General features: G+C 29.0%; 21 protein-coding genes and 1 tRNA gene. 5 read left to right on the forward strand and 17 right to left on the reverse strand.

The window, feature by feature from the left end; all coding sequences use genetic code 11:
• Nucleotides 1-13 precede the first annotated feature (13 nt).
• The 7 genes from L8Y18_RS06890 to L8Y18_RS06920 form a co-directional block, all read right to left on the reverse strand.
• Nucleotides 14-89, reverse strand: a tRNA-Lys gene (locus L8Y18_RS06890).
• A gap of 95 nt (nt 90-184) precedes the next feature.
• Nucleotides 185-2293, reverse strand: coding sequence for a polyribonucleotide nucleotidyltransferase (locus L8Y18_RS06895; RefSeq protein WP_263676548.1), 2109 nt, complete (start codon nt 2291-2293; stop codon nt 185-187).
• Nucleotides 2294-2428: 135 nt separating this feature from the next.
• Nucleotides 2429-3088 (reverse strand): phosphoribosyltransferase, encoded by a 660-nt coding sequence (locus L8Y18_RS06900; protein WP_133319883.1) that lies wholly within the window; start codon nt 3086-3088, stop codon nt 2429-2431.
• Nucleotides 3085-5121: an LPS-assembly protein LptD gene (locus tag L8Y18_RS06905; RefSeq protein WP_263676560.1), complete on the reverse strand. Its 2037-nt coding sequence runs from the start codon at nt 5119-5121 to the stop codon at nt 3085-3087. The genes L8Y18_RS06900 and L8Y18_RS06905 overlap by 4 nt, the downstream gene beginning before the upstream one ends.
• Entirely contained in the window at nt 5111-5569 is a 459-nt protein-coding gene (locus L8Y18_RS06910) for an RDD family protein (RefSeq protein ID WP_133319881.1), read from the reverse strand. Before L8Y18_RS06910 ends, L8Y18_RS06905 begins: the two co-directional genes overlap by 11 nt.
• Entirely contained in the window at nt 5566-6816 is a 1251-nt protein-coding gene (gene purD, locus L8Y18_RS06915; RefSeq protein WP_263671703.1) for a phosphoribosylamine--glycine ligase, read from the reverse strand. The genes L8Y18_RS06910 and purD overlap by 4 nt, the downstream gene beginning before the upstream one ends.
• 260 nt (nt 6817-7076) lie before the next feature.
• Nucleotides 7077-8516, reverse strand: coding sequence for a hypothetical protein (locus tag L8Y18_RS06920; RefSeq protein WP_133319879.1), 1440 nt, complete (start codon nt 8514-8516; stop codon nt 7077-7079).
• Nucleotides 8517-8628: 112 nt separating this feature from the next.
• Between L8Y18_RS06920 and L8Y18_RS06925 the strand changes: the two genes are divergently transcribed.
• Nucleotides 8629-9180 carry a class I SAM-dependent methyltransferase gene (locus L8Y18_RS06925; protein WP_133319878.1) on the forward strand — a complete coding sequence of 184 codons (552 nt, stop codon included), beginning with the start codon at nt 8629-8631 and terminating at the stop codon, nt 9178-9180.
• Here L8Y18_RS06925 and guaA read toward each other — a convergent pair whose 3' ends face one another.
• Together guaA and nhaD are read right to left on the reverse strand one after the other, a co-directional pair.
• A complete protein-coding gene (gene guaA, locus L8Y18_RS06930; RefSeq protein ID WP_220567179.1) occupies nt 9181-10716 on the reverse strand; it encodes a glutamine-hydrolyzing GMP synthase in 1536 nt (511 codons plus the stop codon).
• 9 nt (nt 10717-10725) lie between these two features.
• A complete protein-coding gene (gene nhaD, locus L8Y18_RS06935; protein WP_263661657.1) occupies nt 10726-12084 on the reverse strand; it encodes a sodium:proton antiporter NhaD in 1359 nt (452 codons plus the stop codon).
• Between the two features lie 134 nt (nt 12085-12218).
• Between nhaD and L8Y18_RS06940 the strand changes: the two genes are divergently transcribed.
• From L8Y18_RS06940 to L8Y18_RS06950, 3 genes are read left to right on the forward strand one after another with little or no spacing between them, the layout of a single operon-like run.
• Complete coding sequence (locus L8Y18_RS06940) at nt 12219-12692, forward strand: hypothetical protein (RefSeq protein ID WP_263659807.1); 474 nt, start codon at nt 12219-12221, stop codon at nt 12690-12692.
• Entirely contained in the window at nt 12685-14478 is a 1794-nt protein-coding gene (gene uvrC / locus L8Y18_RS06945; protein WP_263665027.1) for an excinuclease ABC subunit UvrC, read from the forward strand. Before L8Y18_RS06940 ends, uvrC begins: the two co-directional genes overlap by 8 nt.
• Entirely contained in the window at nt 14475-15503 is a 1029-nt protein-coding gene (locus tag L8Y18_RS06950; protein ID WP_263676549.1) for a hypothetical protein, read from the forward strand. Before uvrC ends, L8Y18_RS06950 begins: the two co-directional genes overlap by 4 nt.
• On the opposite strand, the gene recR is transcribed toward L8Y18_RS06950, so the two are convergent.
• The 3 genes from recR to L8Y18_RS06965 are packed head-to-tail and all read right to left on the reverse strand — an operon-like array spanning nt 15490 to nt 17964.
• Nucleotides 15490-16062, reverse strand: a complete 573-nt coding sequence (gene recR / locus L8Y18_RS06955) for a recombination mediator RecR (protein ID WP_263660753.1) — start codon at nt 16060-16062, stop codon at nt 15490-15492. The two genes, L8Y18_RS06950 and recR, sit on opposite strands and share 14 nt — an antisense overlap.
• Before the next feature lies 1 nt (nt 16063).
• Nucleotides 16064-17296, reverse strand: a complete 1233-nt coding sequence (locus L8Y18_RS06960) for an ArsS family sensor histidine kinase (RefSeq protein WP_263676550.1) — start codon at nt 17294-17296, stop codon at nt 16064-16066.
• Nucleotides 17293-17964, reverse strand: a complete 672-nt coding sequence (locus tag L8Y18_RS06965; RefSeq protein ID WP_066006696.1) for a response regulator transcription factor — start codon at nt 17962-17964, stop codon at nt 17293-17295. Before L8Y18_RS06965 ends, L8Y18_RS06960 begins: the two co-directional genes overlap by 4 nt.
• A gap of 115 nt (nt 17965-18079) precedes the next feature.
• Between L8Y18_RS06965 and dnaJ the strand changes: the two genes are divergently transcribed.
• A complete protein-coding gene (gene dnaJ / locus L8Y18_RS06970; protein ID WP_263665029.1) occupies nt 18080-19201 on the forward strand; it encodes a molecular chaperone DnaJ in 1122 nt (373 codons plus the stop codon).
• On the opposite strand, the gene L8Y18_RS06975 is transcribed toward dnaJ, so the two are convergent.
• Genes L8Y18_RS06975 through lysS form a run of 5 tightly spaced genes read right to left on the reverse strand, consistent with a single transcriptional unit; the run spans nt 19198 to nt 24088 of the window.
• Entirely contained in the window at nt 19198-19980 is a 783-nt protein-coding gene (locus tag L8Y18_RS06975; protein WP_263665030.1) for a shikimate dehydrogenase, read from the reverse strand. The genes dnaJ and L8Y18_RS06975 overlap by 4 nt on opposite strands.
• Entirely contained in the window at nt 19977-20783 is an 807-nt protein-coding gene (locus L8Y18_RS06980) for an SPOR domain-containing protein (protein WP_263665886.1), read from the reverse strand. Before L8Y18_RS06980 ends, L8Y18_RS06975 begins: the two co-directional genes overlap by 4 nt.
• 18 nt (nt 20784-20801) lie before the next feature.
• Entirely contained in the window at nt 20802-21347 is a 546-nt protein-coding gene (locus L8Y18_RS06985) for a DUF1882 domain-containing protein (protein WP_133319866.1), read from the reverse strand.
• Entirely contained in the window at nt 21344-22585 is a 1242-nt protein-coding gene (locus L8Y18_RS06990; protein ID WP_133319865.1) for a serine hydroxymethyltransferase, read from the reverse strand. The genes L8Y18_RS06985 and L8Y18_RS06990 overlap by 4 nt, the downstream gene beginning before the upstream one ends.
• Complete coding sequence (lysS, locus tag L8Y18_RS06995; RefSeq protein WP_263665032.1) at nt 22586-24088, reverse strand: lysine--tRNA ligase; 1503 nt, start codon at nt 24086-24088, stop codon at nt 22586-22588.
• Nucleotides 24089-24095: the final 7 nt, after the last annotated feature.

The following is a 24095-nucleotide window of genomic DNA, read 5'->3' on the forward strand; positions in this document are numbered from 1 at the left end:
CAAAGATTTTTAGTGGTGTCCCGTGTTGGATTCGAACCAACGGCCCCCTCCTTAAAAGGGAGATGCTCTACCGGCTGAGCTAACGAGACAATCAAAAAATGAAATTATGCCAAAAGAATATTTTTTTGTCAAGATCTAAAATAAAAATTTAAGCATATTCTTAAATATGCTTAAATTTAAACGATTAAGCTAAGTCCAATGACACTTTTCCATTTTTAATTTCTGCCACCTTAACCTTAACCTCGTTACCAATTTCTAACTTTTCCTTGAATTTAGAATTATGCAATAAACCATCTACGCCATCTCTAAGTTCTACAAAAACTCCAAATTCTACAACTTTTTGAACTTTTCCTATAAATTCTTCTCCGATATCAAATTTAGGCACTTCTTTTCTATCGCGCTTTTTATTAGAACCTTTAGAATGAACTAAATTTAATATATATTCTTTGCTTTGAGAAATAAAATCATGATTAATTCCTGCTATTTTAACCTCACCTTTATCTCTATCTAAGTCAATATTAACTTCAAATTTTTCTATAATCTCTTTTATAGTTTTACCACCTTGGCCAATAATATCAGGGATTTTATTTGGATCTACATTAAAAATTTCAATCTTTGGTAAAATTGCTTCATTAACAACTATGTTTTGATTGGCCTCTTCCATTAATTGTAAAATGTGCTCCCTAGCTTCTTTTGCTTGATATAAAGCCTCTTTTAAAACTTGTTGCTCTATACCGCCAAGTTTTATATCCATCTGCAAAGCAGTGATTCCCTTGTAACTTCCTGCTACTTTAAAATCCATATCTCCATCATGATCCTCAAGACCCATAATATCTGTTAAAATAGCATATTTTTCATCTTCAAAAACAAGTCCCATTGCCACACCTGCCACTAGTTTTTCACTTTTTACCCCTGCGGCTCTTAAAGCCAAAGCACCACCACAAACAGTAGCCATAGAACTAGAACCATTACTTTCTAAAATTTCAGACACTAAACGAATAGTATGAATATAATCCGTATCAATACTAGGATGTAAAGCTCTTTTTGCTAAATTTCCATGCCCTAACTCTCTTCTACCTGGAGCTTTTATAGGAGTAGCCTCACCTACGGAAAAACCTGGAAAATTATAATTTACCATAAATTTTTCGCATATAGGATTTTTTTCTGTTAACAAATCTGACATTTGCGCATCATTATCACTTCCCAAGGTAGCTATAACTAAAGCTTGAGTTTGCCCTCTAGTAAAAAGACACGATCCATGTGCATTTGGCAGAATATTTGTCTCTATATCTATCTTTCTAACATCTTTCAAGCCTCTACCATCTGCCCTTTTATTTTCATTAAGAATTTGACTTCTAACAAGCTCTCTTTTGCACAAATATAAAGCTTTCTCAATATCTTCAATTTTCCATTCATTTTCAATAGCATTAGCTTCATTTTCAATCTCTTTTGCTATTTGTGAGATTTCACTTGCTCTTTCACTTTTTGCCATTTGGTTAATTGCAATTTTAAGCTTTGAGATATAGGAATTTTTAATAAAATCAACAATTTTGCCACCATCTGTTTCTATTTTAAATTCAAGTTTGGAATTTTTTCTATAAGCAGCAAAAACTCTTTCATATTCATTAGAGCCACGCAAAATCGCATTACCTGCAAATTCTAAAGCCTTTAAAACATCATCCTCATTAAGCTCGTTCATACAATGTTGACCATTTTGTTTGTTTGCTAAAGCTCTCATTTCTATCATTAAAAGCTCATCTTTAACACCTGCCACATAAAGGTCTAGGGTGCTATTTTTTAATTCACTATTGCTTGGATTTAAAACAAATTCATTATTCATACGACCTATTCTTACACCACAAACTGGCGCTTTTATAGGAATATCACTTAAATATAAAGCAATGCTTGCGGCATTTAAACTCATCACTTGCAGATCTACTTCAGGATCAGCAGAAAGAACCATTACTACAATTTGAGTTGGATAGGCATAGCCTTTTGGGAAAAGAGGTCTTAAACTTCTATCTATAATCCTTGCACTTAAAGTTTCATTATCACCTGGTTTAGTTTCTCTTTTTACATAACCACCTGGAATTCTTCCTGCTGCATAAGCTTTTTCTATATATTGTACCGTAAGAGGTAAAAAATCCTCTTCTACCATTTTTTCTTCTCTAGCAACAGTTGCCAAAACTACAGCATTTTTTTCTTGCATTAAAACTGCACCTGCTGCTTGTTTTGCAACCTTATTAGTCTCAAATATTTCAAGATGATTATTAATATTTATTTCATGTCGCATGATTTTTCCTTTAATATTTTCATCATAGGCAAAAACCAAATAAGCTTTTTAAATTTTAAAAATTAAAACTTAAAAAGCCTGTTTTTGTTTTGCCTATAAATTTATATCTAAACAACCGATTGTTTAGATATAAATTTATCTCTTTAATGGAAGATAATATTTACTTTCTTCTAAAATATCTAAAATTTCATGAGCTTGCAAAATCGTTTTATTTTTAAAATAAAACTCAATATTCACAAAATGATCAATTTTTTGCACACAATAAACCTCATCTACAAAAACACCGATATATTCATATACATCACTTGGCATTAAAGCAGTAGCATAAACAATACTATTTACTTCTTCTTTTAACAAACTTTTAATACATGAAGAAGCAGTAATTCCACTTTCGCAACCTTCATGCAATATTAAAATATTTCTCCCTTTTAAATCCTTTAAAAGATTTCCTTTTCTATAACGATACACATTTTTTAAAATTTTTTCTTCGTAGGTTCTATTGGCTTCACCATAAATATAATCTAAACTTATATCAAAAGCTTTAACTAAAGCCTCATTATAAACCAACTCCTTTGTTTCACTAATCATAGCTATTTGACATTCATCATTATTAGGAGCTTTAATTTGTTCTGTAAATAAAAAATCATATGGAATTTCTAATTTTTGTGCTAGTGCATCAACAAAAACTATCGATTTTAAAGAAGGTGTAATAATAATATAATCTTTTAGTTTGTTTAATGGTAATATATCATATAATTTCTCAAGTGCATCTTTTTCATCTTCAAAAAATATCATATCGACCTTTCATTTTCCTCTAAAGAAAAATCATAAGATACCCCGCCTAATGGATAAAAATTAAACATAAAATATACACCACTTTGATCTTTAGCACTAATACCACCACTTGTAAGTTTAGGTGAAATATCTTTGCGATACATCAAAGAATAATTCCAACATTTTCTTTGATAAGTATAACCTATTTCCCATTTTTCAGGATCTTTGTTCAAATCAAACCACAATCCGCCAAAAATTTGATAATTAGTATTTATATCATATTGGGCTTTAGTTCCTATAAAATTATATTTTTCATTTTCATACATTCTATAAGCATGGTTTAAACTAATCTTCCATTCACCATAATCAAACAAAGCTTCACTAAAAACCTTATCAAAACGATTATCAACTCCAGAATATTCAGCTTCATTTCTTAAACTTATATAATCATTGTAAAAATATTCTACAACATTATCAAAAGCACCAAAGCTACCTTCTTTAGTAAAGTATTTAACCTTCAAGTTATGATATAATTTTTTTTTGCCTAAAGTATTATAAAAATACTGATACATTAAAAAATTAAGTTGCTCAGGATCATTTTTTAACTCTACAAAATCTTCAGTGATTTCACCCGATTTAGCTCCAGGTAGAAAATAATTAACCCCTAAATATAGAGTATGATAAAAATTTTCATATGGCTTTGAAAGATCTGTATATAAAGAAAAATTATGAGAATTTCTAAATAAATGTTCTTGATTTTTAACATCTGTATTAGAATAATCTACAAAATTTGCATATATCCTTTCTGTGAACGCAAAATTTAAAAAATCATCAAAAAAACTCGTATGATAAATTAAAGGTAAATCAAAATCTAAAGTTTTAGCATAAATACCCGTATGTCTATAATACCTATGAAAAGAAGCATCCAAGCTATATTGTATATAATTATCAAAAAATCCATTTAAATATCTATGATATTGAAAAGATGGATATTCTTGTAAAGTATCTTTATTGCTAATTTTAGAAGTGTCTATATAATACTTTGCATAAGCACCATAATAATTATCATCATCTGATAAAAAATAATTTATTTTAGAAGTAACTAAAGAAGCTTCGGTTTTTGCGCTAGAACTTAAATTCATATAATCAACATCATTTAAATAAGTAGCATCAACCCATAACCCCTCTTGAAATTCTTTACCTAAAAGACTTTTAAATAAAGATTCATTTGAATATTTAACCTCCAAACCATAGTGTTCTTTATTTTTTAAATTTTCTTCTCTTTTATAACTTGATTTTTCGCCAAAAATACCACCGCTAATTTCACCTTGAGAATAAGGGGTATCAATAAATCTTAAAGTTGAGTATAAGCCATAACCTCTTTTTGTTCTAATCTGAGGTTCAAATTGAATGTCCGCATTATCATCAATAACATAATAAATTGGCTGATTATAATATAGCCCTTCACTTTGTTTTAAAACCACTTGGGGAATTAACAATCCGCTTTTTCTTTTAGTATCTACACTAAAACCAAAATAAGGTAAATACATCACCGGAACATTTTTTACATATAATCTTGCATTATAAAGATGTAAAAAATTACTCTCTTTGTTTAATTTGCCTTCATCAAAACGAATTTCCCAATCAGGATTTTCAACATTACAACTAGATACAACAGACTTTTTACTCGTTACAAATTTGTCATCAATTTTAGCTTGATGACATTGTAGCCAAACCTCCAAATCATTATTTGAAAAAAATAAATTTTTAAAAGCTGTAGTGTTATCTTTTAAGTTAATCTTCGTATAAGTAGAATTAGTTCTTTCTTTTTGCCCCCTTAAGATATTAACATCTCCAAAAAGCTCCAAATCTTTTGTTGTTTCATTAAATTTAGCCTCGCTTGCAGTTATCAAATAAAAATCAGATACCACAACTACATTATTTTTTGCCTCTATAATATCATTTTTTTTAACAACATCCAAAGCATAGATATCTACTTTAGAAGCATATAAACTTCCTATGCAAGCCAAAGAAAGTAATATTTTACGCAAGATCTATCACCACTGTTTTGGCCGCATAATCATGCCAAGTTTTTAAAACGATATTGCTTAAAGCCCAAGCAAAACCCAAACCATACAACATATCACTAATTTGCCTCACACCTGCTCTTAAAGCACTTTGAATGAAATTTGGTTTATCTAATAAGTTTTGATCAATAACCATAATCTTCAAAAGCATTTTTCCTAAAGTTGCGCCATATAAATATGTAAATAAACTATGATATGTAAATTGCAAAATTAAAGTTCCACCAGCAAAACGTATTAAAAGATTGTGAATTTCATCATAAGTTTGCATAGAACTAATCTTATCAAATAAAATAATACTCACAATAGCTAAAATCACAAAACTATCAACAATATAAGCTAAAAATCTTTTTTTAAAACTTGCTATTTTTAGCTCTTCTTTTTCTAGTTTGTCAAATAATTCTTGATTTGCGCTCATTTAAGAACCTGAAAAGCAATATCTTTTCTATGTTGTTTTCCTTTAAAATGAACATTATCACAAAGCATATAAGCGTTTTTTTGCGCTTCTTCAATACTTTTTCCAGTTCCTACACAAACTAATACACGACCACCACTAGCATATAGTTTGTTATTTTCTAAAATTACTCCAGCATAAGAAATATGAGAATTTTGCGGAATTTCTCCTATATCAATTAATGCTTTTGGAGAATCTTTATAAGGATAGTTTTTACTTGCACAAACCACACCTACTGCAAATTCATCTTTGATTTTTATACGAGTATTTGCAAGATTTTTATTCACACATGCTAAAAATAAATCCAAAGGATTTTCTATCAAAGGCATCAAAACTTCGCACTCAGGATCACCAAAACGCACATTGTATTCTAAAACATAAGGTTTATTATTTACAACCATCAAACCTATAAACAACACTCCAACAAATTCAGTACCCTCTTCTTTCATACCTTTAAGAGTTGGTACTACTATATCTTTTTTTACTTGCTCTAATAAATTTTCACTTGCTAAAATACTTGGAGCATATGCACCCATTCCTCCTGTGTTTGGTCCCTTATCATTATCCAGTAATCTTTTATGATCTTGTGCAGCAGGTAACAATATAAAATCATCTCCATCGCAAACTGCAAATACACTTAATTCAAATCCGTTGAGATATTCTTCTATAACAACAATCTTACCGGCTTCACCAAAACTCTCTCCGCTAAGCATATTTTTAGTAGCCTCTAAAGCTTCTTCATGGCTTTGAGCAATAATCACACCTTTGCCCGCACACAAACCATCTGCTTTTACCACTATAGGAGGAGTTAAACTCATAATAAATTTCTTAGCTTTCTCATAATCTGTTGTATTTAAAAATTTAGCTGTTTTAATTTTATATTTTTTTAAAAAACTCTTCATATAAGATTTTGAAGCTTCAAGCATAGCAGCAGCTTTAGTAGGACCAAAAATAGCAATATTATTTTCTTTAAAAAGATCTACTATACCCTCTGCTAGAAAATTTTCACTTCCAACTATACAAAGATCAATCTCAGATGCCTTTGCATAAGCTGTAATAACCTTAGGATCTTTCATATTAAGATTTGTTCCTATTTTAGCGGTAGCACCATTTCCTGGTGCAAAATAAAATTCCAAATTATCATTTGTTTTTTGAAGAGCCAAAGCGATAGAATATTCCCTAGCACCGCTTCCTAATATTAAAATTTTCATTATTTTCCTTAAAATATCAAAACCCAAATGGCCGGAGTATAAGTGTCTGACCCTCAAAAAGTCAAAGTATGCCATTAGGTGATTTTTAAAGGCTGCAGCTTCTCGCTTTTTTTTCAAAACTCAAACGAAGTCACAGAACACGGTAAATCACACATCACAGCTTATAATTAATGTGTTGGATCCTCTTTAATACCATATCGAACCATTTAGGCATTCTAATTATAACTAAGAAAACTTAAAAATAGGGTTTAAAAGGATTTTTATAAAATTTTGAATTTAGTTTTGGAGTCCTTTTTTAAAAAATACTTTCCTTCTAAAATAACATCAGCAACAGATGCCCAAATAGTTTTTTCATCTACATAAACTATATCAAATTCAGTATTTTTCATCAATCCTTGATAATTTACTTTTTTAGGTGCATGCTTAACAACATAATAAGGATTCATTGCAAAAATTTGGATTTTCATATTAACATATAAATCAGGATTGGAAGTAACTATTAAAAAACTTTTTTCACATTCTTTTCTTACTTTTTTAACATAAGAAAGCAATAATTGATCATTTGGATTTAGTGCATGTTTATTTAATCTATTTAAATAAAGTTCAGCAAAAGAAAGAGTGCAGAAAGAAATTTCGCTTGCAGTTTTAAAATAAGAATTTTTTATACTTGTTGATTTTAAAGATTTTTTCCAAATTTCTATATCTAATTTTGTAGCACATATATTTAAACCTTGTTTAATTTTCTCAAAAAGTTTCTCTCTAGCCATATTAAAACTATTATTAAAAATAGTAAGATTTTTTTCATAGAAAGACTTTCTCATTGCCTCTAATTTTTCAATGCTTTTTGTAAAATAATCTACTTCATTTTTTATTTCAACAAGCTTTTGTTTTTTACTTTGTATCATTTCTTCAAATTCTTGTCGTTTTTTGCCACTTTCTGTTTCTATTCTCGCTTGTTTTGATTTAATATCTGTAATCAAAGTACTCATTTGGCGATCAAGTGCTAATTTTCTATTTTTCCTATTGTCGATCGAAGCAAGAAGTGCTTGGTAATGACATTGATGAGACAAAAAGACTTCATCATACAAACGCTCCATGTTGATATGTTTTTGTTTATCTTTCATATCTTTATAAGCCATTTCAAGATGTACTATAATATTTTTCATAGCAGAAAAGTCAGCTTGGTTAATGGTATTATCTGAAAAAAGCAAAGTATCCAAAGCTTTATGTAAAAAACGCTTCATAGCAAAAAAATCTATAATATATGGCACCTCATCTGTATTAATATCTTTCACAGCATTGATTGATAGTGTTTCATTATAAAAATACCTTTGAATAGCTTGTGGGATAGTCAAATTTAGAGTAATCTTATCAAGATTATCATAATCGGTTTCTCTATAAAGCTCTTGAACATAAGCATCACGCCTTGTTAGTCTTAAATCCTCCAATTCATCATCACTATCTGTTTTCCAAAAATCTCTTTCTTTGATAAAATCATTATCTCCAAATTCTTGAAATTTAGAAGGTCTTAAATCTGTAATATGCTTTCCATCGGATCTAAACTCAACAAACATACCAACCGTTGGCATGCTTCTTTTATCGTGCCAAGCATGTTTATTAAATTCAAAAAATGTTTTTGCAAGATTAATTACTGTTCCTCTTCCAGTACCATCCACATAAACCATTATTTTTCCATGCATATCCAAATCCTTGATCTAAAGAAAAATTAAATTCTTATTTTAACTTTGTTTTCATAAATTTACAATAATATTTTAAAATTTATTAAAAATAACTATCTTAGGTATTTAATCTATGTTTTTATATCAATACTTTAAAAATCCAAAGCAAACAGGAGCATTTTGTGCAAGCTCAAAAAAACTAAGCAAACTCATAACCTCTCATGTCCAACATGCAAAAAATATTATTGAAATAGGACCTGGAACAGGAAGTTTTACCAAATATATCCTTAAGCAAAAAAATCATGATGCAAGATTTTTTGCAGTTGAAATTAATCCACATATGGCAAAAAAACTACAACAAAATATAAAAAATATAGATTTAGAAATTAGATCAGCGGAATTTCTACCTGATATGTTAGAAAAAAGAGCAATCAACAACGCAGACTTAATTATTTCTGGAATTCCTTGGGCTTTATTAAATTCCAAAGAACAAGATTTATTATTAAAGTCCATTCATGAGGTTTTAGAGGAAAATGGTTGCTTTGCAACATTTGCATATATACTGCCCACGCCAAAAGGAAGAGCTTTTAAGAAAAAACTTTTTACTACTTTTAGCAAGGTAGAAATTTCACCTATCATTTGGCAAAATCTCCCTCCTGCTTTTGTTTATTTTTGCACTAAATAACTATTCCCATTCAATAGTCGCCGGCGGCTTACTAGAAATATCATACACCACACGATTAATTCCTTCTACTTCATTAATAATACGGCGTGAAATATTTTCTAGTAACTCATAAGGTAAATGAGAAAAAGTAGCTGTCATACCATCACTTGCATTCACCACACGCACACAAACTGCATTATCATAAGTCCTATTATCACCCATTACGCCAACACTTTGCACATTTAAAAGCACGCAAAAAGCCTGCCATGTTTTATCATACCAACCACTGCTTTTTAATTCTTCAATCAAAATCACATCAGCTTTTCTCAAAAGCTCCAAACTAGGCTCATTTACTTCACCCATAATGCGTATAGCAAGCCCTGGTCCCGGAAAAGGATGACGATAAACTACATCTTTACTCAAGCCAAGTTCTATTCCTAAAGCTCTTACCTCATCTTTAAAAATTTCTTTTAGAGGTTCAATAAGTTTTAAATTCATCTTTTCAGGTAACCCACCCACATTATGATGAGATTTTATGGTTTTACTAGCCCCTACAACCGAACTTTCAATAATATCAGTATATAAAGTTCCTTGTGCTAAATATTTTACATCTTTATGTTTTTTAGCTTCTTCTTCAAAAACTTCTATAAAGGTATTTCCTATAATTTTTCTCTTTTGTTCAGGATCCCTAACACCTGCTAAGCGACTTAAGAAAATCTCCCTAGCATCAATACTAATTAGATCAATACCTAAAGTATGTCTAAACATATATTCAACTTGCTCTTTTTCACCGCTTCTTAAAAGACCATTATCAACAAATACTACTACCACTTGATCTTTTATCGCACTTGCTAGTAATGCAGCCACTACACTGCTATCAACCCCACCACTAACAGCACATAATACCTTATCATTACCTACTTCTTCTTTAATTTTTTGCGCTTGAGTTTTTGCAAAAGATCCCATATTCCATATACTATCACAATTACATGCATACTTAGCGAAATTTTTTAAGATGCTTTTTCCAAACTCACTATGTTGAACTTCAGGGTGAAATTGTAAAGCAAAAAATTTACGCTTTTCATCTCCAAATACACAAAAAGGACTATTTTCGCTTGTTGCTAAAACCTCAAAACCTTGTGGCAAATTTTCTACCTTATCAGAATGACTCATCCATACTGTTTGTTTTTTAGGTAAATTTTTAAACAAGTCACTATCATTTTGAATATCTATAGTTGCTTTGCCATATTCTTTATGACCTGCTGGAGCTACATTTGCACCAAAATGATGTGCCATAAGTTGCATACCATAACAAATTCCTAAAACTGGTATATTTAAATCAAAAACACCTTTATCACAAAAATAAGCATCATTTGCATATACACTAGCCGGTCCACCGCTTAAAATAATACCCTTAGGCTCTTTAATTTTAATTTCATCTAAACTTACATTAAAAGGTAAAATTTCTGCATATACGCCCTGCTCTCTTAATCTTCTTGCAATGAGCTGTGTATATTGCGAACCAAAGTCCAAAACCAAAATATCTGCTTTTTTCATCTAACTCCTTTATAAATTTAACAATTGAAATTGTACATACCAAACTATAATAGATACTATATATCCAACTAAAATCGTCCATACATATTTTAAATGAGAGTTAAAAGTATAAATTCCCTTCATTTTTCCCATTACCCCTACACCAGCTGCTGAGCCAAAGCTTATTAATGATCCTCCAATTCCTGCTGTAAGAGTTACTAAAAGCCATTGAGTATCATCCATACTTGGATTAGCTTTTAATACCGCACTCATAACCGGAACATTATCTACAATAGCAGATAAAAATCCTACGCCTATATTAATACTAGTAGCTCCAAATTTTGTATAAAGATCAGAAGCATAAGCAAGCCATCCAACAAAATGTAAAGCGCCCACAGCAGATAAAATTCCAAAGAAAAATAATAAAGTATCCATTTCAATACGCGTCATATAATGAAAAATATTTAAATCTTTTTTACCTTGTTTTCTATTGAAAAAATACATATATAAGCTGAGCAAAGAAAGACCAAAAATCATACCCCACATTGCAGGTAAATCGCAAATACTATGGATAAAAACTGCTAAAGCGATAGTTAAAAAACCAAGCACAATAAATACTTTACCACCTGGCTTAATTTCAACTTTTTCTAGATTATCTTTATGAAAATTTGGCTCAATATCAGGCACATAACGCGATAGCAAATAAGCCGTAAGAAACCATCCAATAAAAGAAGCAGGAAAAAGAGCAAAAAATTCAAAAAAGGTAGCTTTTTTTGCCGTCCAAACCATCAAAGTAGTAATATCACCAAATGGCGACCAAGCTCCACCAGCATTAGCTGCTACTACAATATTTATAGCACCTGGGATTAAAAATTCTTTATTATGTTTATCTATAGTTAAAAGTACAGTAGATAAAATCAAAGCTGTGGTAAGATTATCCGCAATCGGAGAGATAAAAAAAGCCAAAATTCCTGTTAGCCAAAATAATTTTCTATAAGTATAACCCTTGCTTACAAGCTTATATTTTAAAGTTTCAAAAACCGATCTTTCTATTAATGCTTCTATAAAAGTCATTGCTGCTATTAAGAAAAACACAATTTGTGCGATTTCCAAGATAAGATGATTAACACTTTCTTCAAGTATTTGTGTGTCTAAATCATTTACTACCATATATATACCAATGACAATAAAAGAAAATGTTCCTATAAACAAAGCAGGCTTAGTTTTGTTAATATGATATTTTTCTTCTGCTGCGATAAAATAATAACCTAATATAAAAATTATTAAAACACCTATACCCAAAGCACTAAAAGCCAAATTTAACTCATGAGTTTGACCTGCTAATAAAAAGCTAATACTAAAACAAAGTAAAAAAAGTATTCTACTCATATTTCACTCTCCAAAGATTGGAATTTTTTTATTTCCTTTACACTGCCATTATTATCTTTTATTTCATAAAATGGAGCAGCTTTATAACCACATGCACTTAAAAATATTAATAAAAAAAATGTTACAATAATTAAATGGAAGTTAAAAATGATATTAAAACAAGTCGTGATGTTATTGATATATTTGCTAATTCTGAAAAATATAAACATTATAGACCTTTAAAAGCACTTTTGCAATATAAAGAGTTTTTAAAACTGTTTAACCATAATCACCAACAAATGATTACTAAACTCTTTATAAAAAATAATACTTTGATTATTTTAGTTAAACACCACATTGCATATATGGAGCTTAATCACGATAATACCAAAAAAATGATTAAAAGTCTCATAAAAAACTATATTTTAGCTAAGCCAATGAGTAATTTTGCAAAAGTGGAAAATATAAAAATACTTAGCGACAAAAACTTTATATCCAAAAACAATACTTTTAGCGCACATAAAAAAACTCATCTAGAACTTTCTAATGGAAATTTTAAAAACCATTTTGAAAATCCTATTTTATATAATAAATTTGAAGAACTACGAAAGCTTATAAAAAATGCTTGAAAATGAACTCAAAACCTTGCCTAATTTACCTGGCGTGTATCAGTATTTTGATATACAAGGTAAGCTTTTATATGTAGGTAAAGCCAAGAATTTAAAAAACCGCGTTAGAAGTTATTTTAATTTCACTCCAAATCTTTGCCCAAATCCTAGCAATAGTTTAAGAATTCAAAAGATGATTAGTCAGACCCATCATTTAGAATTTATTACCACAAAAAGCGAGGCCGATGCTTTAATACTAGAAAATTCTTTTATAAAACAATTACACCCAAAATACAATATATTATTAAGAGATGATAAAACCTACCCTTATATTTATATAGACTTAAATGAAGATTTTCCAAGATTTGAGATTACAAGAAAAATCATCAAAAAAAATAAAATAAAATATTTTGGTCCCTTTTTTAAAGGTGCAAAAGAGCTTTTAAATGCTTTATATTTATCTTTTGAGCTAAGACAAAAGAAATCTTGCAAAGAACTTTGTCTTTTTTATCAGATTAAGCGTTGCAAAGGTCCATGCGAGCAAAAAATTTCCAAACAAGAATATGAAAAAATTATCCAAAAAGCCACACAAGCTCTTTTAAATCCCTTATCTTTAACAAAAAATTTAGAAAATAAAATGCTTGAATACGCAAAGAGTGAAAACTACGAAGAAGCAGCTCTTATAAGGGATCAAATTAAAACAATTGAAGATTTAAGTGTAAAAATACAAATAGACCTTGCAAAATTAGAAGATTTTGATATTTATGCTATTTATTGCGAAGAAAACATACTCTCCATGGTGCGTTTTGTAATAAATAATGGTAAAATCATTAGTTCAAATCATAAAATACTAGCTCTTAATAATCAAAACGAATTTGACTTAAATGCAATTTATAAACAATATATTCTAGAAAATTACACACAAGAATCTCCAATAAAATCAACTCATATTTATACACACAAAGATTTTGAAGATATGAAGCTACTGCAAGATCTACTCAGCGAGAGATTTTCTAAAAAATTTTACCTTAAATCGCCAAAACTTGGTGAAAAAAAAGCCCTATGCGAGCTTGCTCTAGAAAATGCAAAAATAAACATACAAAAGCATTTAAAAAATGAAAGTTATTTATTTTTAAAAGAATTAAAAGATTTTTTCAATCTGCAAAATTATCCCAATCATATAGAAATTTTTGATAATTCTCATATGCAAGGTGATGCAATTGTAGGTGCTTTAGTAGCCTTCAAAGATGGGAAATTTGATAAAAGCTCTTATAGACACTATTATTTATCTTATAAAAATGATTATGATCAAATGCTTCAAATTCTTAGTAAAAGAGCTTTATCCTTTGATAAAAATCCACCGCCTGATTTATGGCTGATTGATGGTGGGAATGCCTTATTGAAACTAGCAAATGATATTATTAAAAGTTCTGGAGCAAATGTGGATATTTTAGCTATATCTAAAGAAAAAATAGATGCTAAAGCTTATAGAGCAAAAGGAAGTGCAAAAGATAAAATTTATACTCAAGAAGGAAAAATTCAACTTTCTACCGATGATAAAAAATTGCAATTTTTACAAAAATTACGCGATGAGGCACATCGCTTCGCAATTAGTTTTCACCAAAAAACAAAAAGAAAACAGGACCTACAAAGCTCTAAGTTGATACAACTTGGAATCTCTCAAGGTTATATTAAAAAATTTTTAGATTATTATGGTAGTTTTGATAAAATCAGTAAAGCCGATTTTAATGAATTAAAATCACTTTCCAATGCAAAGACAGCTAAATTAATCAAGGAAAATTTATGATATTATTTATTAGTCTTTTGACTTTAATTTTATGTTTTTTAAATTATTATTTTTTATATCCAATTGATCAAAAATTATTCTATATTTATACCTCTATTAGTATTTTAATATTTATCGCTACATGTATTTATTTAATCATAAAAAATCAAAAACTTAAAAAAGATAATATCATTATTCAAGAAATAGAAAAATTTTTAAAAATATCAAGTTCAACCTCTTTAATAGATCTAAAAGAAAAATTAAAAACATCATTTGAGCTAACGCAAAAACAATTGCAAGATCAAAAAATACAAAACAAACTTTTACAAAAAAACTTGCAATATCTTATTCAAAGTTTTAACTATATGCGATTAGAAAATTCCATTACACTAAAGCCGATTTTAAAAAAATATCAAATAAATACAAAAACAAAAAATATTATTTTTAAGAATATCCACGCATGCATTGTAAATGATGATATGATTGAAAATTTTTTATTACAATGTATTTTATTAGATATAGGCATTAGTAGTGAAATTTTTGATGATTTTCAAAAAGTAGAGAAAAAATATTCCTTTATTATTTCAAAGAAGAAAATAAAAAATACGCTAAACTACACATTTGTAGATGTCAATGTCAAAGATCTTATCAATTTTTTAAGTACAAATTTTAAAGAAGAAAGTTATCAAATAGCAAATTTATACAATATATTGATTTTTAAATCTTCTAGTTTTGAAAATAATCTAATTTTAAATATAACCAATCAATTTTGCTCAAATAATCAAATCGTAGATAGCCTAAGTGATTTTAAGAATGCTTTAAAATTAAATTTTAGATTAATTTTGGTTGATTATGAAGTCATAAAGTTCGATATTTTACATTTTACTCAAATACTACATGAGTATAAAATACAAAATTCACAAAATAAAATTTTACTTTTTACCAAAAATAGAGTTAAAAATTGCGATTTTGCCGATGAAATTATAAATGACATTAGCAAAAATGAATGGATAATTTTACTTAAAAAATATATCAATCAAGTTTAGTTCTATGATTAATAGCCTTATGTAAAGATATAAAATCGACATTTTCCAAACTAACACCGCTTGGAATACCTTGGGCTATTTGGGAAAAACTCAAATTTAAATCCTTTAATTTTTCCTCTATAAAAAAAACTACAGCATCTGAATTTAAGCCTTGAGTAAAAGCGAAAAAAATTTCTTTAGTATTTTTGTTTTCAATCATTACTCTTAATTTAGTAATATTTTCTTCGTTAGTATTTTCTAGTACAAAATAAAGCCCATCATAGCTTTTACTATCTTCTAAAATTAATACATCTTTAGGATCTTGCACTATACAAATAATATTATTATTTCTTTCTATATCAGAACAAACTTCACATAATTCATTTTCACTTAAAGCCCCGCATTGTATACATTTTTTAATTCCTCTAATGGATTCTTCAATACTATAAGCAAGTTTAGAACCTAGCAAAGGATCTTTTATACAAACATAATAAGCAAGTCTTAATGCGGACTTTTTACCGATAGTAGGCAATGCAGAAAATGCATTTACCAATTCATTAAATTTTTCTAAATCTTTCAAGTCATTTTAACCTTGAAAAAACAATCTTAAAAATATGATAACCATCTTCATAACTATAAGTTAAATTATAACCATGAAGATTGCAAATATTATTGATAATATAAAGCCCTAATCCCATACCTTCAACTTGAGTATTTTGTTCTCTTACAAAAGGTTTCAAATAATAATCAAAAGTTTTTTTAAGTTGAACCCCTTTATTTCTAACAATTACATAGTCCCCTGAACATATAATCTCACAAGCTTTATCGTCAGAATATTTAATAGCATTATCAATCAAATTTTTAAGCATTAAGGAAAAAAGTTCTAAATCAGCAACAATCATAGTATCTTCTTTGTAAGAAATCTTAACTTTTTGATAAAAATCATCTCTCATGAGATAATCTTCAGCCTGCTCTAAAATTAAGCTCAAATGATAAGTTTGCAAATTTAGCTGGCAATTTCTAGATAAAACTTTTTCAATTTTACCAAATTCATCAATCAATAATTCAAGTCTTTCAAAAATCGCTACTAAGCGGTCTTTTTGCTTTTGATTGTCTAGCATCTCACAAACTATCCTACCTTTTCCAATAGGTGTTTTAAGTTCATGCATAATCATTCTTAAAAAAAATTGTCTTGATTTTACTAATTCTTGTATTTTATTAATAGCATGATCAAATTCAAAAGAAATTTCTGAAATCTCATCATTAATTTGTAAATATTCGGATAAAGGTTCTATTTTTCCAGCACTAATATTTTTAATTTTCTTTTTTAAAATTTTTAAAGGCATTAAAGATCTTAAAACAGAAAAATATAAAAATATAATCAAAATCAAACTAAAAAAGAAACTTAGTAAAAACAAATACTCTAAACGCGTAGATGCATTTAGCTCATAAAGCTGCTTTAAATTAACTTGTTCAACATAAAAAAAAATTTGATTATGATAAATAATAGAAGAAAAACTACCGTAAGCAGAATTAACCTTAAGCACCTTTTCACCTTTTGCAACTATATGTTTTGCACTGCGTTCATTTTCAACTATTTTAAAAGACTTAGAAAGAAGATAATCATGAATTGAAAAACCTTCTTTTCTTTCTAAATTATATATAATTTTTTCTACAATTTCTTTTTGTCTATTTTGCTCATTGGTTAAATAAGAATCAACCTGAACCTTACCCAAGAGCACAAACAAAGCACAAACAAACAAAAAAGCCGTTGCGAAAAGAACGGTAATCTTAAGATTAATAGTTACTTTCATCCTATTAATTTATATCCTATCCCTCTAACTGAAAAAATATGCTTTGGTGCCTTCGAACTATCGCCGATCTTAGTTCTAAGCCTACCAATAATTACATCTAAACTTTTAGAATCTTTATCTTTCAAGCTTTTGCAGTGATACACAAGCTGCTCTCTGCTAACTGAAAATCCATGTTGTCTTATCATATAACTTAAAATTTCATATTCAGCAGGAGTTAAAATTAAAACCTCTTCATTGTAACTAATCTCATGTCTTTTTTCGTCAATTTTAAAAGCTGAATTAATTATTTTTTCAGGAGTTTCATTTACGCGTTTTGAACGACGGATTAAACTCATAATTCTTGCATGCATTTCTTTAGGATCGTAAGGCTTTGGTAGATAATCATCCGCACCTATTTGAAGTCCTACAATTTTATCACTTAAATCGCTTCTAGCTGAAGAAATAATAATAGGAATGCTATATTTTTCTCTTATTTCGCGACAAACTTCAAGACCATCAAGTCCAGGTAAAGTTAAATCAAGAATTAAACAATCATAATTTTTTATACCAGCACTCATTCCCAAATACGGATCTTCATAATTAGTAACTTTGATATTAAATTGGGCCAAATATTCTGCTAAAAACTCTGCAAAATCTGGATCATCTTCGATCATTAAAACATTAATCATCTCTACCCCTTATTAGTGAAAATATGTTACAAACTTAATATTATAACACATAATTTAACTATTCATTTATTTTTTTGCTAAAATTATAATATTAATTTTTCAAGAGAGGAAAAAAGTGGAACTTAATTATTATGAAATATTAGAAATTTCTCAAACTTCAGATAAAGAAACTATAAAAAAAGCTTATAGAAAAATGGCATTAAAATATCATCCTGATAGAAATCAAGGAGATAAAGAAGCTGAAGAAAAATTTAAACTTGTCAATGAAGCTTATGAAGTACTTAGTAATGATGAAAAGCGAAGTATATACGATAGATACGGCAAAGAAGGATTAAAAGGACAGGCCGGTGGTTTTGGTGGTTTTGGAGATGTTGATTTAGGGGATATATTTTCAAGTTTTTTTGGAGATGGATTTGGTTTTGGAAACTCAACGCGTAAAAAAGAAAGGGAAAATAAATATCCACATGATTTAAAAATAGCGGTAAAGATTAGCTTCAAAGAGGCTGTTTTTGGCTGCAAAAAAGAAATTGATTTTACCTATAAAACATTTTGTAAAATATGCAATGGTAGTGGATCAGAAAATGGAAAAGAAGATACTTGTTCTCATTGTGGAGGAAAAGGACAAGTTGGTGTTAGACAAGGTTTTATGACTTTTGTACAAACTTGTGATCATTGTAAGGGCAGTGGGAAAATAATAAAAAATAAGTGTAAAACATGCCATGGAAATGGTTATGAAGAAATAAAAGATCATATAGAACTTGATATACCAGAAGGTATTGATAGTGGTATGAGTCTTAGAGTGCAAAACAAAGCAAATAAGCTTCCAAATTCTTCTCAAAGAGGTGATTTGTATATCAAAATCGTTGTAGAAGATGATAATAAATTTATTAGACATGATGATGATATATATACCATAGTACCTGTATTTTTTACCCAAGCTGCTCTTGGAAAGACAATTAAAATTTCCACCATAAGAGGAGAAGCTGATCTTAAACTTCCAGTGGGTGCAAAAGATAAACAAAAATTTGAATTAGCTAACGAAGGTGTTAAAAATATTCACAATGGAAAACTTGGTTCACATATTGTACAAATTGAAATAAAATTTCCAAAAACACTTACTGATGAACAAAAAAATCTACTATTGCAACTTGAAAAAAGCTTTGGCTTAGAAAATGAGGAAGCTTTTATAGAACAAGAAAGCTTGTTTGATAAAATCAAATCTTGGTTTAGTCACTAAGGAAGTTTTAAAGCCATCTCCATGGCTTTATAAATTTCTTCTGTTTTTTGACACTCTAAAAATAACTCAAAAGCAAAAACACCTTGCCATAAAAGCATTTGCGTGCCATCTTTTATTTTTAATCCATTTTCTCGTGCTAACTTTAAAAAAGATGTTTCTCTACTATAAATAACATCAAAAGCATACTTAGCTTTTTGAAAAATATTTTTTAAAATCCTTTCTTCACAAGGTAAACTTTCATCATGTAAACCCACACTAGTCGTATTTATTACCAAATCAAATTGTGTATTTAAATCAAGTTGATCATATAAAAAACATGGATAGATGGTTAAATTTTCAAATCTAGCACTAGAGCGATTTGCTATTGCAACTTCAATATTTATAGATTTTAAAGCATAAGCTAAAGCTTTAGCGGTGCCACCAGCACCTAAAATCAAAGCATTTTTAATAGAAAAAAAATTTTCAATTGCTTTTAAAAATCCTAGATAATCTGTATTATAAGCATAAATTTTGTTATTTTTATTTAACAAAGTATTAGCAGATCCTATTTGCTTAACACTTTCATCACAAAAATCTGCAATTTTATACGCTTCTTCTTTAAAAGGTATAGTAATATTTGCTCCATCAAATTTTTGAACAATTTCTTTTAATTTTGCTTTATTTTTTAAATGGTATCTTGTATATATTGCGTCTTTTTTAAGAACTTGTAAAGCATTATTGTGCATTCTTGGGGATTTAGAATGCACAATAGGATCACCTATAACTGTGAAAATTTTCATTTTACTCTAAAAGTAAAAGCACCTTTTGCGATTTTAGAACGCACCTTTTCTAATTCAGCCTTTAATTCGCTTTCTTTATAAGGCCCAACTAAAACTTTTGTAAGTTCTTTGCCATTTACTGTTGTTTTGTAAATTTTATAATCATATCCATTTTCTTTAAGTATACTCAATTCTTTGGACTTTGGATCAAGACTACTTAAAGAAAAAACTTGGATATAAGTACCTGCTGCAAGGTGTGTTTGAGTCTGCGGTGTTTTTATGCTCTCAAACAATTCATTTGCATTGCTTTGCTCTGGAGCTTTTGGCTTTTCAACAACATTAGTTTTTGATTTTTCAGAAGGTTTTTGAATTGGTTTTTCTATAGATTTTTCTACAGGCTTAATCTCTTCTTGTTTTTCTTCCACCTTAGCTGGTTCTTCTTTTGGTTCTGTTGATGTAATTTGATCTAATACACTATTGCTTGGAATTTCCTGTTTTTCCTCTATGGTATTATTTGCATCAGCCAATGAACTTTCTTCTTTCAGTTTTCTAGCTAAAGCTTCAAATTCATCCTCTTCTTTAGTATTATCTGTAATAGGCAAAGAATTAAAATTATTTTCATAAGAAGCTTGCTCTTGCGGCTCTGATGGCATTTGTAGTGATTTTTCCTCGCCTGGATCATTAATTAACTTCATTGCTATCATTACTACCAAAAACACAATAATTAAAATAATCGATCTGAGTAAAATTTTTTTAAGTTTTTCACTTTTATTGCTTTTTTGCAAGATAATATCATCAAATTCATTTTTGTTGTTTTCTTCCATTTTTCATCCTTTCAAAAATTACATATGTTTAGACCAAGAAGCGCCACGCTCTTTTTGATAAACCTCATAAGGTAAAGTTAAAATATTAAATTCCTTAGGTATATCCATACTAGGAAAAACTTTCCACTCTACAGGCATTTTTTGAGAAAAAAGCAAAGATAATTTTGATCCCAAAGAGCATGCTTCATTAAAAGTAGTATGTCCTTTATGGATATACAAATGCAAATGATTATTAGTTCTTGTTTTATAGGCAGTAAAATTTATAAAACCTTCTTCCCTTAAAACAAGCTGTGCTCTATGCCAAAAACGCTCTGCGTTAAAACCATTGTAATCAAATACAATATTTTCAACCTTATCAAAACTATTAATCAAAGAGTGTGCTACAATAATCTTTTTTTCCATATGTTCTTGTATAACATTAGCTGTCAAAGGAGCATTTACTTTTTCGAATTTATCAAAAAAAATTCTACCTTTATGCTCATATTTGTTAATTATAGCATTACGCTTAATATAATAATGGCTTGTAACCATTTTAATTAAAGCCAAATCCATAGTTGTAATCAAAATAAAGCCCTTTCATAAATAATAAAATTACTTGCCAAATTTTTCAGTTTAACTTTAATCTCTTCTTGTAGTTTTGTATTTTGTATATCATCTAAAATATCAGCTATATAATTTGCAACAATAGCAATTTGCTCCTCTTTAAAACCTCTTGCTGTTAAAGCTGCTGTTCCAAGTCTTAAACCACTCGTTACAAATGGACTTCTAGTTTCCCCTGGAACCGTATTTTTATTTGCTGTAATACCTGCTCTTTCTAAAGCTAAATCTGCATCTTTACCACTAAAATCTTTATTTAAAAAGCTTAATAAAATTAAATGATTATCAGTACCACCGCTAACTAAATCATATTTTCTATCTATTAGAACTTGAGCCAAGGTAGCAGTATTTTTAATGATTTGCTTAGCATAAATTTTCCACTCATCACTTAAGTTATATTTAAATCCAACAGCTTTGGCGGCAATTACATGCATTAATGGACCACCTTGAATACCCGGAAAAATTGCAGAATTGATTTTTTTGGCAATTTCTTCATCGTTACTCATAATAATCCCGCCTCTTGGACCTCTTAAAGTTTTATGTGTTGTAGAGCTTACAACATGAGCATAGGGAAACGGGCTAGGATGCTCACCTGCTACAACCAATCCTGCAATATGCGCAACATCAGCAAATAAATATGCGCCAACCTCATCTGCTATTTCTCTAAATTTAGCAAAATCAATCACTCTAGGATAAGCACTAGCACCACAAACAATAAGTTTTGGCTTAACTTCTTTTGCTATCTCTCTAACTTTATCATAATTAATTCTCCCATCAAGCTCTACCCCATAAAAAAAACTTTCATAAACTTTTCCAGAAGAACTTACTTTAGAACCGTGAGTTAAATGTCCTCCGTGACTTAAATCCATACCCAAAATTCTATCACCAGGATTTAACAATGCCATGTATACACCTTGATTTGCTTGAGAACCTGAATTAGGCTGTACATTGGCAAAATTACAATTAAAAAGTTTTTTACATCTTTCTATAGCAATTGTCTCAATTTCATCAACAAATTCGCATCCACCATAATATCTTTTACCAGGATAGCCTTCTGCATATTTATTTGTTAAAATACTCCCCATTACTTCCATTACTTCTGGTATAGTGAAATTCTCACTCGCTATCATTTCAAGACCATCACATTGTCTTGCTAGCTCCTTTTGGGTTAAATCAAAAATTTCTTTATCAAAATTTTCCAACATTTACTCTCCTTTTACCTCATTTTTAAGTGGCCTCATAGCTGGGAAAAGCACTACATCACGAATTGATTTTTTATTAATTAAAAGCATAACTAGCCTATCTATTCCTATACCTTGACCTGCAGTTGGTGCCATAGCATAGCCCAATGCATTAACAAAATCTTCATCCATTTCGCATGCTTCCTCATCACCTGCATTTTTAGCTTCAATTTGCTTTAAGAATCTCTCATATTGATCTAGCGGATCATTAAGCTCATTAAATCCATTAGCAATCTCTCTACCCGCGATAAACAATTCAAATCTTTCAGCAATATCCTTATCCTTGTCACTCCTTCTAGACAAAGGACTTATAGAAACAGGAAAATCTATTACAAAAGTGGGATTAATCAACTTATCTTCAACATAATTATCAAAAAGTTCAGCTTGCAAATGACCTAATTCTAATTTTTCATTGACTTCAAAGCCATCTTTTTTTAATTTTTCTAAGATTAATTCTTTATTATTAATAAGCTCATCATCTAAACCGCCATATTTTTTCAAAGCATCTTTATAAGTAATTCTTTCAAATGGTTTAGAAAAATCAATTATTTTTTCATCAAATTCGAGCTTTTTACCTAAATTTAATTTATCCAAAAGCATAGCAAAAAGCTCTTCTGTTAAGTCCATTAAATCATGATAATTGTGATAAGCCCAATAAAACTCGATTGTAGTAAATTCAGGATTATGTGTTAAATCCATTCCTTCATTTCTAAAACACCTATTAATCTCATAAACTGCCTCAAAACCACCTACAATCAAACGCTTTAGGTATAATTCTGGAGCAATTCTTAAAAATCTTTCCACACCTAAAGCATTATGATAAGTCACAAAAGGCTTTGCATTTGCTCCTCCTGCAATAGGATGCATCATTGGTGTTTCAACCTCTAAAAATCCTTTATTATCAAAAAAAGACCTAATGTAAGAAACAATTTTAGAACGCAAAATAAAATCTTTTCTTACTTCACTATTCATAATCATATCAAGATATCTTTTTCTATATCTTTGCTCAATATCTGTCAGTCCATGATATTTTTCCGGTAAAGGCACTATGGCTTTTGTAGCTATTTGAATTTGCTCTACATGAAGACTAAATTCTCCTGTTTTAGTCATAAAAGGAAAACCTTTAACCAAAACAATATCTCCTGCTTCAAGATATTTTTTTAAAATAGCAAAATATTCTTCTCCTAAAATATCTTGATTAAAATAAATTTGAATATTATCTTGCTCATCTTCTATATTGGCAAATACCGATTTACCAGCTATTCTAAGAAGTTTTAATCTTCCTGCTAACACTCCATATACTTTTTCATCACGCTGATTTTCCGTATCTTTAATGTATGCAAATTTATTTTTATATTCAACTATACTCATTTCTTTTTTCAAAAAATGTGGATATGGATTAATTCCTAGCTTTTTTAATTCTTGCGCTTTTTGAATTTTTTGTTGTTCTAAAATATTATCAAACATTAATTTT

The organism is Campylobacter sp. CNRCH_2007_0968H (assembly GCF_025773245.1).
GTDB lineage: Bacteria > Campylobacterota > Campylobacteria > Campylobacterales > Campylobacteraceae > Campylobacter_D > Campylobacter_D lari_D.